The sequence below is a fragment of the Vicingus serpentipes genome, assembly GCF_007993035.1.
GTDB classification, from domain to species: Bacteria; Bacteroidota; Bacteroidia; order Flavobacteriales_E; family Vicingaceae; genus Vicingus; species Vicingus serpentipes.
Genome location: NZ_VOOS01000002.1, coordinates 448,856 through 461,164, shown reverse-complemented (window position 1 = coordinate 461,164; position 12,309 = coordinate 448,856). Strand labels below are relative to the sequence as shown.

Annotated in this window: 13 protein-coding genes; all 13 read left to right on the top strand. The window is 32.7% G+C overall.

The features are described from left to right. Positions 1-108: 108 nt before the first annotated feature. The 13 genes from FRY74_RS06035 to FRY74_RS05975 all read left to right on the top strand — a co-directional run bounded on the left by FRY74_RS06035 (position 109) and on the right by FRY74_RS05975 (position 12,309). Positions 109-1,596, top strand: a complete 1,488-nt coding sequence (locus FRY74_RS06035) for a DEAD/DEAH box helicase (RefSeq protein WP_223265835.1) — start codon at positions 109-111, stop codon at positions 1,594-1,596. A 251-nt stretch (positions 1,597-1,847) separates the two neighbouring features. Then, positions 1,848-2,705, top strand: coding sequence for an ATP phosphoribosyltransferase (hisG, locus tag FRY74_RS06030; RefSeq protein WP_147099607.1), 858 nt, complete (start codon positions 1,848-1,850; stop codon positions 2,703-2,705). Positions 2,706-2,747: 42 nt separating this feature from the next. Next, positions 2,748-4,034 (top strand): histidinol dehydrogenase, encoded by a 1,287-nt coding sequence (gene hisD / locus FRY74_RS06025; protein ID WP_394344895.1) that lies wholly within the window; start codon positions 2,748-2,750, stop codon positions 4,032-4,034. Positions 4,035-4,036: 2 nt separating this feature from the next. Further along, entirely contained in the window at positions 4,037-5,065 is a 1,029-nt protein-coding gene (gene hisC / locus FRY74_RS06020; RefSeq protein ID WP_147099604.1) for a histidinol-phosphate transaminase, read from the top strand. A 4-nt stretch (positions 5,066-5,069) separates the two neighbouring features. Beyond that, positions 5,070-6,182, top strand: a complete 1,113-nt coding sequence (gene hisB, locus FRY74_RS06015; RefSeq protein WP_147099602.1) for a bifunctional histidinol-phosphatase/imidazoleglycerol-phosphate dehydratase HisB — start codon at positions 5,070-5,072, stop codon at positions 6,180-6,182. Between the two features lie 2 nt (positions 6,183-6,184). Continuing rightward, complete coding sequence (gene hisH / locus FRY74_RS06010) at positions 6,185-6,766, top strand: imidazole glycerol phosphate synthase subunit HisH (protein WP_147099600.1); 582 nt, start codon at positions 6,185-6,187, stop codon at positions 6,764-6,766. Between the two features lie 4 nt (positions 6,767-6,770). Beyond that, on the top strand, positions 6,771-7,499 hold the full coding sequence (gene hisA / locus FRY74_RS06005) for a 1-(5-phosphoribosyl)-5-[(5-phosphoribosylamino)methylideneamino]imidazole-4-carboxamide isomerase (protein ID WP_147099598.1): 729 nt from the start codon (positions 6,771-6,773) through the stop codon (positions 7,497-7,499). 3 nt (positions 7,500-7,502) lie between these two features. Then, complete coding sequence (gene hisF / locus FRY74_RS06000) at positions 7,503-8,258, top strand: imidazole glycerol phosphate synthase subunit HisF (protein ID WP_147099596.1); 756 nt, start codon at positions 7,503-7,505, stop codon at positions 8,256-8,258. Between the two features lie 3 nt (positions 8,259-8,261). After that, positions 8,262-8,855 carry a bifunctional phosphoribosyl-AMP cyclohydrolase/phosphoribosyl-ATP diphosphatase HisIE gene (hisIE, locus tag FRY74_RS05995; protein WP_147099595.1) on the top strand — a complete coding sequence of 198 codons (594 nt, stop codon included), beginning with the start codon at positions 8,262-8,264 and terminating at the stop codon, positions 8,853-8,855. A gap of 55 nt (positions 8,856-8,910) precedes the next feature. Further along, complete coding sequence (locus tag FRY74_RS05990; RefSeq protein ID WP_170227964.1) at positions 8,911-9,438, top strand: outer membrane beta-barrel protein; 528 nt, start codon at positions 8,911-8,913, stop codon at positions 9,436-9,438. 14 nt (positions 9,439-9,452) lie between these two features. Beyond that, positions 9,453-10,352: a hypothetical protein gene (locus FRY74_RS05985; protein WP_147099590.1), complete on the top strand. Its 900-nt coding sequence runs from the start codon at positions 9,453-9,455 to the stop codon at positions 10,350-10,352. Continuing rightward, the gene (locus FRY74_RS05980) at positions 10,352-10,732 is read left to right on the top strand and encodes a DUF2237 family protein (protein WP_147099588.1); all 381 of its coding nucleotides are present in this window, start codon (positions 10,352-10,354) and stop codon (positions 10,730-10,732) included. Before FRY74_RS05985 ends, FRY74_RS05980 begins: the two co-directional genes overlap by 1 nt. Further along, the gene (locus FRY74_RS05975; protein WP_147099586.1) at positions 10,732-12,309 is read left to right on the top strand and encodes a protein adenylyltransferase SelO; all 1,578 of its coding nucleotides are present in this window, start codon (positions 10,732-10,734) and stop codon (positions 12,307-12,309) included. The genes FRY74_RS05980 and FRY74_RS05975 overlap by 1 nt, the downstream gene beginning before the upstream one ends.

Below are 12,309 nucleotides of genomic sequence, written 5' to 3'. Positions count from 1 at the left end.
TAATAAAACTAAAACAAAATATTAATTCAGTATATATTTAATAAACCCTTTTATTTCGCGTAACTTTGTGTGTTTTTTAAATCAAATATGGAGATCGAGGTAAGCTTAATGAAGAAACAAAAAAAAGAACTTTATGATTATCAGAAAAAAGGATTAGACAAAATATTTGATGCCCTAGATAGGGCTCCCGAAAACCATAATTTACTTTATCAATTGCCCACTGGTGGAGGTAAAACTGTTATTTTCTCAGAAATAGCAAGAAGATTTATTGAAAAAAAACAAAAGAAAGTTTTAATACTTACCCATCGAATTGAACTTTATCATCAAACATCTGAAATGCTTCATGGATTTGATGTGGAGAATAAAATAATAAATAGTAAAGTAAAGGAATTACCTGATCAAAACGATTATATGTGTTTTGTTGCGATGGTTGAAACATTAAATAATCGTTTACAAGATGAAAAAATTGATTTGGAAAATATTGGGATGGTAATTATAGATGAGGCCCATTTCAATTCGTTTAGAAAACTATTTCATTATTTTAAGGATTGTATTTTGCTTGGAGTTACAGCAACCCCTTTAAGTTCCAATGTTAAATTGCCAATGTATGAGAATTATGATGAACTTATTGTTGGTGAATCTATTCCTTATTTGGTTGAAAACGGTTTTTTGGCTAAAGCTGATACATTTTGTTATGATGTAGGGTTGTCATCGTTAAAAATTGGAGCAAATGGTGATTATACTGTTCGTTCTTCAGATTTACTTTATGGCGATTATCCAATGCTTCAAAAGTTGTTACATGCTTACGAAGAGAAATCTGTAGGCAAAAAAACATTAATATTTAATAATGGAATAAACACTTCATTAAATGTTCATGATACATTTACTAAAGCTGGGTATGAAATTAAGCACCTAGATAATAAAAATACACCTGCTGAACGAAAAGAGATATTAGAGTGGTTTAAAGAAACAGATGACGCAATATTAACCTCAGTAGGTATTTTAACAACTGGATTTGATGAGCCTACTGTTGAAACAATTATATTAAATAGAGCAACAAAATCGTTAACACTTTACTTTCAGATGATAGGAAGAGGATCTCGTATACTTCCAAATAAAGATAAATTTACAATTCTTGATTTAGGAAACAATGTTGCTCGATTTGGAGCTTGGAACGCAGAGATAGATTGGCATGAAATATTTCGTAATCCTGACTTTTATTTGCAAAACATTGTTATTGATGAAGAAATAGAACGCAGGTTTAAATATGTGATGACTGATGAGATTAGAGCGAAATTTTCCAAATCAGAAAATATTGATTTTGATATTGAAGAAACATATCGAGAAGTAATGAGGGCTGGTCTGAGACCTAAAGTTGTATTAGAAAGGTCAATTGAACAGCATTCACAAATGTGTTTAGAAAATAGTGAAGACTCTAATGAAGCAAGAGAATTAGCTAAGTTACTTAAGGATGATATCGCTTACCGTCTTCGATTATATTCTTATTGTATTTGTAAGAGTACAGATAACTATTTAAAATGGCTCCAAGAAGATTATGAGCGTAAGTTAAGTTTTAGTTTTAGTAAGAAGTTTTAATAGTTCTAAACTTAAATTTTGTATAAGTATAAAATTATTTTTTTTGAGAAATATAATTTTATATATTTGCATCAACAAAACAATAACAATGAAATTTATTCAATTACATCATCATCATTTTCATACTTGCTCTCAGGCGAGGAGTTAATGATATTATGTAATTTTAAATAAAAAATATCTAAAACCCGTCTGAGCATTCAGACGGGTTTTTTGTTTCCTTGAAGTTTGCTCAGATTTAAAAAAATAAAAAAATGAGTAAACTAAAAATTGCCATTCAAAAGTCAGGAAGATTAAATGAAGATACCATACAGCTTTTAAAAGACTGTGGTGTATCAATTGAAAATGGTATTGATCAATTAAAAGCTACAGCTTCTAACTTCCCATTAGAGGTCTTATTTTTAAGAAATTCAGATATTCCTCAGTATTTAGCTGATGGAGTTGTAGATGTTGCTATAATAGGCGAAAATACAATCTTAGAGAAAAATCCAAAATTAAATGTGGTTGAGTATTTAGGGTTTTCAAAATGCCGACTTTCTATAGCAACTCCTAAAGGTGTATTATATTCAAATATAAAAAATCTTGAGGGTAAAAAAATTGCAACATCATACCCTAATACATTGATGAGGTATTTAAAAGAAAACAATGTAAATGCTGAGTTACATGAAATATCAGGATCAGTAGAAATAGCTCCAAATATTGGTTTAGCTGATGCGATTTGTGATTTAGTTAGTTCTGGTTCAACTTTATTTAAAAATGGGTTAGAAGAAAAAGAAGTGATTTTAAAATCAGAAGCTTGTTTGGTAGTATCTCCAGTTATTTCAAAAGAAAATCAACTAATTCTTAATAAGCTTCAATTTAGAATACAGTCTGTGTTAAGGGCGAGAAAATCAAAATACATTTTGTTAAATGCGCCAAATGATAAGATTGAAGCCATTAGTAATATTTTGCCAGTTTTAAAAAGCCCTACAGTTTTACCTTTGGCAGAAGAAGGGTGGAGTTCTTTGCACTCAGTTATTGATAAGGATAAATTTTGGGAGGTGATTGATGAGTTGAAGCTAAATGGAGCAGAAGGAATATTGATTGTTCCAATTGAAAAAATGGTATTTTAATTTAAATAAAAAGTTTAAGTAATGACTATAAGTAGTTTAAAAATAAAAAAATACATTGAGCCAAAAAATATAATTTGGCAAGAATTATTAAATAGGCCTGAGGTTAAAAAAGAGGATTTGTCGCAATTGGTAAAAGAAATTTTTAATGATGTAAGGTTGAATGGAGATGAAGCGATAATTAAAAATACAGCTCTTTTTGATAAGGTTAAATTGGATGATTTTAAAGTTTCTGATGAAGAAGTTAGAGAGTCTTCTAAGAATGTGAGGCTTGATTTAAAGCAAGCAATTCTGGTTGCGAAGTCGAATATTGAAAAATTTCACAGATCTCAAATTGTAAATACTCAAATTGTCGAAACTGCCAATGGTGTAAAGTGTTGGCAAGAATCTCGAGCAATTGAGAAAGTGGGCTTGTATATTCCTGGGGGGTCAGCACCTTTGTTTTCCACTGTTTTGATGTTAGCTGTTCCGGCAGTTTTAGCTGGCTGTAAAGAAATTGTTTTGTGTACGCCCCCAAATAAAGAGGGAAAGATTGCTGATGAAATTCTTTATGCGGCTGATTTAGTTGGAGTAACTCAAATTTTTAAAGTAGGAGGCATACAAGCTATAGCAGGTTTGACATACGGAACAGAGACTATTCCAAAAGTTTATAAAATTTTTGGACCAGGAAACCAATATGTTACAGCTGCAAAAATGGAAGCTTTTGGATGTGGTGTTGCAATAGATATGCCGGCAGGGCCATCTGAGCTTTTAGTTGTTGCTGATGATTCAGCAGTGCCAAAATTTGTTGCAGCTGATTTGCTGTCTCAGGCAGAGCATGGGGCTGATAGTCAGGTAGTTTGTGTGGCTACAAACAAAATATTGTTAGATGATATAGAAAAAGAGCTGTTAGCCCAATTGGAAGAGTTGCCTAGAAAAGAAATTGCAAGTCAAGCATTATTAAACTCTAAGCTGATAGTAATTAGTGCTAAGGAAAAAATTATAGAATTTGTAAATGAATATGCACCTGAACATTTAATTTTAGCAGTAGAAGATGAAGTGTATTTTTGTGAAAACACTATAAATGCAGGGTCTATTTTTATTGGTAATTACACCCCAGAAAGTGCAGGGGATTATGCTTCGGGTACTAATCATACTTTGCCAACTAATGGATTTTCAAGGTCTTTTAGTGGGGTGAATATGGATGCTTTTGTAAAGAAAGTTACTTTTCAAAAAATTACTAAAGAGGGTATTCTGAATTTAGGAAGTTCGATAGAGTTAATGGCAGAAGCAGAATTGCTGCAAGCACACAAAAATGCAGTGACTGTTAGGTTAAATGAATTAAATAAATAGAAATGGATATTAATAAATTAGTTAGGAAGAATGTGTTGGCAATGAAGCCGTATTCTTCAGCTAGAGATGAGTTTGATGGGGTTGAAGGACTTTTTTTGGATGCAAATGAGAATCCATATTCAAATGGTGTTAATCGGTATCCAGATCCTTATCAAAGAAAATTAAAAGAAGTAATTGCAAGTCAAAAGCATCTTTTGCATGAGAACATCTTGCTAGGTAATGGTAGTGATGAAGTGTTGGATTTGTTGTTTAGAGCTTTTTGTGAGCCTAAAAAAGAGAATATTGTAATTACTGCTCCAAGTTATGGAATGTATAAGGTGTTAGCTAATTTAAATGATGTTCTAGCAAACGAGGTGCTTTATGAATCAGATTTTAGTTTAGATGCCGATAAAATTATTGCGGCAACAAATAAAAATACAAAACTGATTATTTTGTGTTCGCCTAATAATCCAACGGGTAATTCTATTGAGTTAGATGTAATAGAAAAGGTTTTGAATAATACAAATTGTTTAGTGGTTGTAGATGAAGCTTATATTGATTTTTCAACTAAAAATAGTTGTATTAAAAGTTTAAATAAATATAATCAATTAATTGTTATACAAACACTTTCAAAATATTTTGGTATGGCTGGAATTAGGTTGGGAATGTGCTTTGCGAATAAGGATGTGATAACTGTTTTAAATAGAATTAAACCACCTTATAATATAAATGTGCTTACACAACAAAAGGCAGTTGATTTATTAGAAAATGTTGATTTAGGTTATAGGAGAGAAGTTATTCAAGAGAGAGAAAATCTTTCTAAAGAGATATCGAAATTAAACTATGTTGAGAAAGTTTATCCAAGTGAAGCTAATTTTTTATTGGTGAAAACTACAAATGCTAATTGGGTTTATGATGAGTTAGTGAATCAGCAGATTATAATTAGAAATAGAACCAACGAGAAATTGTGTAAAGACTGTGTTCGTATTTCAATTGGTACAAAGCAAGAAAATGAAATATTGTTAAATGCATTAAATAAAATAAATAGTTGAGATTATGAAAAAGGTATTATTTATTGATAGAGATGGAACTATAGTTATTGAACCGCCTGTTGATTATCAGTTAGATAGTTTGGAAAAATTAGAGTTTTACCCAGGGGCTTTTAGGTGGTTGAGTAGAATTGCAGAAGAGTTGGATTTTGAATTGGTTATGGTTACTAATCAAGATGGATTAGGGACTAGTTCTTTTCCAGAAGAAACCTTTTGGCCAGCTCAAAACAAGGTTGTTGAAGCTTTTGAAAATGAGGGGGTTTGTTTTAAAGAAGTGTTGATTGATAAATCATTTCCTGCAGATAATGCATCAACAAGAAAGCCTAAGACAGGAATGCTTACTTCCTATATGAATGGGAGCTATGATTTAAAAAATTCTTTTGTGATTGGCGATCGATTAACAGATATTGAGTTGGCAGATAATTTAGGAGCAAAAGGAATATTATTAAGTAACGATGAGATTTTAAATTACAATAAGAAAGATGTTGAAGTATTGAAAACAGATAGTTGGAGAGTGGTTTATGAGTTTTTAAAATTAGCAGATAGAACAGCTGAAGTTTCAAGGAAAACCAATGAAACAGATATTTTAATTCGATTAAACCTTGACGGGAAGGGTGTTTCAGATATATCAACAGGAATTGTGTTTTTTGATCACATGTTAGAGCAAATTTCAAGGCATGGCAATCTAGATTTAACGGTTAAGGTAAAGGGAGATTTAGAGGTAGATGAACATCATACTATTGAAGATACTGCAATCGCTTTAGGAGAAGTGTTTAATAAAGCGTTGTTCAATAAACTAGGAATTGAACGCTATGGGTTTTGCTTACCTATGGATGATTGCTTGGCTCAGGTCGCAATTGATTTTGGGGGTAGAAATTGGTTGGAATGGGAGGCTGAATTTAAAAGAGAGATGGTAGGCAAAATGCCAACAGAAATGTTTTTTCACTTTTTTAAATCATTTACTGATGGAGCTAAATGTAACTTGAATGTAAAGGCTGAGGGTGTAAATGAGCATCATAAAATTGAAGCTATTTTTAAAGCTTTTGCAAAAGCAATTAAAATGGCAAAAAAGAGAGATGTAAATAATATGCAGTTACCGTCAACTAAAGGTGTTTTGTAGTTATGAGAATAGTAATAATAGATTATGGAGCAGGAAACGTTCAGTCAGTAATGTTTGCACTTAAGCGATTGGGGTTTAAAGCTAAGCTTAGTAGTAATGAAGAAGAGATTAGACGAGCTGATAAAGTTATATTTCCAGGTGTAGGGCATGCTAAATCTGCAATGTGTCAGTTAATGGAGCAAAGGTTGGATTTATTAATTCCCCAGCTAAAGCAACCTGTGTTAGGGGTTTGTTTGGGTATGCAGTTAATGTGTAATTTTTCAGAAGAAGGAGAGACAAAGTGTTTGGGTATTTTTGATTTGGATGTGTTGAAGTTTAAGGAAGGAAATAAGATTCCCAAAATAGGATGGAATAATATATCAGACTTAAAAACTCCTTTGTTTAATAAGGTGGAGGAAGGAGAGTTTATGTATTTTGTGCATAGTTATTACGTTCCGTTAGCAAAAGAAACTATAGCTCAAGCAGATTATGGAGGTTGTTATTCTTCAGCTATAAATAAAAATAATTTTTACGGCTGTCAGTTTCATCCTGAAAAAAGTGGTGATGCAGGAGAACAGATATTGAAAAACTTTTTAGAATTATAAAAAAATGAAAATAATACCAGCAATAGATATTATCGGTGGAAAATGTGTTAGATTAACAAAAGGAGATTATTCAACGCAAGTAACTTATAATGAAAATCCTCTTGAAGTTGCAAAACAGTTTGAAGCAAGTGGAATAGAGTATTTGCATTTAGTTGATTTAGATGGAGCTAAATCTAGTCAGATAGTGAATAGTGGGGTTTTAGAGGTGATAGCGTCTAAAACATCACTTAAAATTGATTTTGGAGGGGGTTTAAAATCCGACAAGGATGTTGAAATTGCATTTAATGCTGGGGCTAATCAAATTACCGGAGGAAGTATAGCTGTGCAAAACCCAAAATTGTTTCAGTCTTGGATAAAAAAATACGGTCCCGATAAAATTATTTTAGGAGCAGATGTTTCAAATAGGATGATTGCTGTAAGTGGATGGCAAGAGATAACAAAGCTAGATTTGTTTCCATTTATAGAAAGTTATAAAGATTTAGGGGTAAATACTGTAATATGCACTGATATAGCCAAAGATGGTATGTTAGAAGGAACTTCTCTTGAGTTATATCAAGAAATGATGAGCGAATTCCCTGATTTAAATTTAGTAGCAAGTGGAGGAGTTGCTTCTATAGCTGATTTAGATGCTTTGTGGGAGAAAAAAATATATGGGGCGATAATAGGTAAAGCTATTTATGAGGGTAGAATAACCTTGAAAGAATTAGAGAAATTTATTATTAATAATAATTAAACCATGTTGACAAAAAGAATAATACCTTGTTTGGATATTAAAAATGGAAGAACTGTAAAGGGGGTCAACTTTGTTGATTTAATTGATGCTGGAGATCCTGTGGAGTTAGCTAAGATTTATAGTAAAGAAGGTGCTGATGAGCTGGTTTTTTTAGATATTACTGCGACTGAAGAAAAAAGAAAAACGCTTCTAGAATTAGTATCAAGAGTTGGTGAATCAATAAATATTCCCTTTACTGTTGGTGGTGGAATTTCATCTGTTGAAGATGTTGACTTATTGCTAAAAGCAGGAGCAGATAAAGTTTCTATCAATTCTGCAGCTGTAAAAAATCCTGATTTAATAAACCGACTAGCTGATAAATTTGGCTCGCAATGTATTGCTGTAGCTATAGATGCTAAGCAAATTGATGGAGAATGGAAAGTGCATTTAGTTGGAGGAAAAGTGCCTACTGAGATTGATTTGTTTAAATGGGCAAAAGAAGTAGGGAGAAGAGGTGCTGGTGAAATACTTTTTACTTCGATGGATAACGATGGTACTAAATCTGGTTTTGCAAATGATGCTCTTGCAAAAATGAATAGTTTAGTTAATATTCCAATTATAGCTTCTGGTGGGGCGGGAAATATTCTGCATTTTGTAGATTGTTTTGAAAAAAGTAATGTTGATGCTGCTCTTGCGGCAAGTATCTTTCATTTTAAAGAGGTGGAGATAAAAGAATTAAAACAAGAATTAAGTAGAAAAAATATAGCAGTAAGATTTTAAAATATGGAACTAAAATTAAATAAACAAGGATTAATTCCTGCAATTATACAAGATGCTAATACACTTAAAGTGTTAATGCTAGGTTATTTTAATGAAGAGTCGTTAAAGCAAACAAAAGAAACGAATAAGGTTACTTTTTATAGTAGAAGCAAAGGTCGTTTATGGGTGAAAGGAGAAGAGAGTGGTAATTTTTTAAACTTAGTATCAATTGAAAATGATTGTGATAATGATACTTTGCTGATAAAAGTAAACCCAGAAGGGCCGACTTGCCATAAAGGAACAGATACCTGTTGGGGAGAAATAAATCAGGGAAGTATAAGTTTCTTAAATCAATTGGAAGGAATTATAAAAACTAGAAAGGAAAGTGATGATCAGAACTCTTATGTGAAATCATTATTTGAAAAAGGAATGAATAAAATAGCTCAAAAAGTTGGTGAAGAAGCTGTTGAGGTTGTTATTGAAGCAAAGGATAATAATGATGATTTGTTCTTGGATGAAAGTGCCGATTTGTTGTTTCATTATTTGATTTTACTTCAAGCTAAAGGCTTCAAATTGAAAGATGTAGTTGAAGTGTTAGAGTTAAGAAATAAATGTTAGTATCATTTAAAAATGGAATAGCTTTTGCTTAATGTGTTTCGTTATTTTTGAAAATATGAAAAAAGTTATTTTAGGTTTCTTAATTGTAGCTTCATCTTTAGTTTTGAATGCACAAAACTTTGGTTTGGGTGCTTCTGCAATGTATAACTTTCAAACTGAGAGTTTTGGCTTTGGTGCAAGAGCAAACTTTTTTCCTAACAGAACAATTAGTTTCGTTCCACAATTTACTTATTACCCTGGGTTTGGTAAGATAACTGAATATACTATAGGCATGGGGCTTGAGTATAAAATACGAAGAGGTAATAAATTAACTTATTATTTACTTGGTCATGCTGGCTACAATCGTTGGAGTAATTTTGATGAATCTTCAATGAAAGGAGCTGAGCCAACTAACTGGAATGCAGAAGCAGGTATTGGTGTTACAACCAATAAGTGTTTGAGACCGTTTTTAGAGTATAGATATAATGTGAAATTCATGGAAACTCACTTGCGTTTAGGCTTGCTATACATTTTTGGATGTAGTGGAGGCCCACAAACGGGAGGTAGAAGAGGTGGTGGTAAAGTTTGCCCTGCTTATAATTAAAAAATGATGATACAATGAAAAAAATAGCTTTAATTACAACTGCAATTGCTTTGATTTTTAGTTTCTCTGCTTGTAAAAAAGACAGAATAGAAAGTAAAAATGAATATCAACCTATAAACGATTATTTGGATAGTAAAAAACAAGAGGAGCAGTCCTTTGAAATTACTGGACCTTCAAGTGATACAATTACAGGTAACCAAGGTACAAGATTGTTAATGGGTAAAGATTGTTTACGTTTTGCAAATGGAGATAGTGTTTCTTATCCATTTACGGTTAAGCTAGTTGAACTTTACACTCCTAAAGATATGATTTACTGGCAAATGCCAACTATAGCAGCAGGTAGTTTATTAGCTACCGATGGAGAAATTAGAGTAAGAGCTGTTAAAAATGGTGAAGATTTGGTGTTGAGACCATATTGTTATTATCAAACAATGATGCCAAATGCTTCTCCTCAATCAGATATGCGTAAGTTTTATGGTGTGGATAATGGCACTTTTGTAGATTGGACTGATAATGTTGCAGGGTTGGGTGTGACAACGGCTGTTGCTTCAACTTTTTCTACTGATGCTTATGGTTATAAAGGAGATATTCCATTGTTAGGGTGGTTAAATTGTGGTAAAATTGCAGGTAGTGGAGGTAGTTCAATTGCTTTTACATCTGATACAGATGTGCTAACCAATGTTGGTATTTTTATTTATTTTCCAGATACAAAAACAGTGATGCAGGTTTACAGTTCTGTTTCGGGAGCTATCCCAAATGGATCTAATGTTAAAATAATATTAATGGGAATGAAATCTCCTGGAGATATGTATTTTTATTATACAGAAACAACTATTAATGGAGCAACAACTATGGATGTTGAGTTGAGTTCTATCTCTGATGCTGATTTAACAAACCTTTTAAACGGACTATAATGGAAGAACAATATAATGTATTTGGAGAAGCTTTAATTGCTTGTAGCAATACCCCGTTAACAGGTTATTTTAGAGATGGTTGTTGTAATACTGATGATACCGATTTAGGTATGCATACAGTTTGTGTGGTTACCACGGCAGAATTTTTAGAATTTTCACTTCAAGTAGGTAATGATTTAACTACGCCACATCCAAATTGGGGTTTTCCAGGCTTAAAAGCTGGGGATAAATGGTGTTTGTGTGCTGAACGTTTTTTAGAGGCACATAAAGCTGGATTTGCACCAAAAGTAGTTTTAGAAGCAACCAATGAAAAAACCTTAAAAGTAGTGAGCATGGATATTTTAATTGAAAATGCACACTACACCAAGCAAGATGTTTAATGAACATAACCATTAAAGACACATTTGTAAAAGAACTTCCGAGCGATTCAATTACTGAAAACTCAAGAAGACAAGTTGTTGAAGCTTGTTATTCTTATGTTTCTCCAACCAAAACTAAAGCACCAAAGTTTATTCATGTAGCTAAAAGCGTAGCAAATCTTTTAGGAATTACAGAAGAAGAAACCCAAAGCCAAGAATTTTTAAACGTTTTTACTGGTAACCAATTATTGCCCAACACAACACCTTATGCAATGTGTTATGGAGGTCATCAATTTGGTCATTGGGCTGGACAGTTAGGAGATGGTAGAGCAATTAATTTAGCTGAAGTATTGCATAACAATAAGCAATGGACAATTCAACTAAAAGGAGCAGGAGAAACACCTTATTCAAGAACTGCAGATGGATTGGCAGTGTTGAGGTCATCTATTCGTGAGTATTTGTGTAGCGAGGCAATGCATAATTTAGGTGTGCCAACTACAAGAGCTCTTTCTTTGTGTTTAAGTGGTGATGAGGTAATGAGAGATATTTTGTACGATGGCAATCCTGCTTACGAAAAAGGAGCAATCGTAACTCGTGTTGCACCGTCTTTTTTACGTTTTGGGAACTACGAAATATTTGCTTCACGGCAAGATCATAAAACTTTGAAAATATTAGTTGATTATACTTTACGGAACTTTTATCCGAATTGTGAACTAAACAAAACAGGTTATATTCAGTTTTTTAGAGAAGTAAGTATACGAACGCTCGATATGATAATAGAGTGGCAGCGGGTAGGTTTTGTGCATGGGGTAATGAATACCGATAACATGTCAATTTTAGGGTTGACGATAGATTATGGACCTTATGGTTGGTTAGAAGGTTATGATAAAGGCTGGACACCAAATACTACGGATAGCCAACACAAACGATACCGTTTTGGAAGCCAAGGCGATATTGGGTTGTGGAACTTATTAAAACTAGCCAATGCCTTGTACCCTTTAATAGAAGAAGCAGAACCCTTAGAAGAGATTTTAGCAAACTACAAAACAACTTTTGCGGCTAAGTATTTAGGTATGATGAAAGCCAAGCTAGGGTTAACTACCCAAAATACAGAAAATGCGAAGCTGATTACTGATTTAGAAACGGTTTTAGCAAAAACAGAAACAGACATGACCATATTTTTTAGAAACTTGGCAACTGTTTCTAAAACGTTGGAAGTACCTGTAAAAGATGAGTTGACTTTTTTAGCTGAGGTAATGGATGCCTTTTACAAACCTGAAGAATTGAAAGGAGAAGTGTTGTTTTTTTGGAAAGATTGGATGAAAAGATATGTAGCACGTTTGCAAGAAGAAACAGCTACAGATGATGAGCGTAAGCAATTAATGGATACAATAAACCCTAAATATGTGCTAAGAAATTACATGGCACAACTCGCAATTGATGCTGCAAATAAAGATGATTATAGTATTGTAGATGAGTTGTTTACTGTTTTAGAAAAACCTTACAACGAACAGCCAGAAGCACAAAAATGGTTTGCCAAACGACCAGAATGGGCAAGAACAAAAGTTGGTTGTTCTATGTTGTCGTGTAGTTCTTAA

Coding starts and splice junctions, on each gene's coding strand:
- FRY74_RS06035 (WP_223265835.1), top strand. CDS start 109: ATGAAGAAACAAAAAAAAGAACTTTATGATTATCAGAAAAAAGGATTA.
- hisG (WP_147099607.1), top strand. CDS start 1,848: ATGAGTAAACTAAAAATTGCCATTCAAAAGTCAGGAAGATTAAATGAA.
- hisC (WP_147099604.1), top strand. CDS start 4,037: ATGGATATTAATAAATTAGTTAGGAAGAATGTGTTGGCAATGAAGCCG.
- hisB (WP_147099602.1), top strand. CDS start 5,070: ATGAAAAAGGTATTATTTATTGATAGAGATGGAACTATAGTTATTGAA.
- hisH (WP_147099600.1), top strand. CDS start 6,185: ATGAGAATAGTAATAATAGATTATGGAGCAGGAAACGTTCAGTCAGTA.
- hisA (WP_147099598.1), top strand. CDS start 6,771: ATGAAAATAATACCAGCAATAGATATTATCGGTGGAAAATGTGTTAGA.
- hisF (WP_147099596.1), top strand. CDS start 7,503: ATGTTGACAAAAAGAATAATACCTTGTTTGGATATTAAAAATGGAAGA.
- hisIE (WP_147099595.1), top strand. CDS start 8,262: ATGGAACTAAAATTAAATAAACAAGGATTAATTCCTGCAATTATACAA.
- FRY74_RS05990 (WP_170227964.1), top strand. CDS start 8,911: ATGAAAAAAGTTATTTTAGGTTTCTTAATTGTAGCTTCATCTTTAGTT.
- FRY74_RS05985 (WP_147099590.1), top strand. CDS start 9,453: ATGAAAAAAATAGCTTTAATTACAACTGCAATTGCTTTGATTTTTAGT.
- FRY74_RS05980 (WP_147099588.1), top strand. CDS start 10,352: ATGGAAGAACAATATAATGTATTTGGAGAAGCTTTAATTGCTTGTAGC.
- FRY74_RS05975 (WP_147099586.1), top strand. CDS start 10,732: ATGAACATAACCATTAAAGACACATTTGTAAAAGAACTTCCGAGCGAT.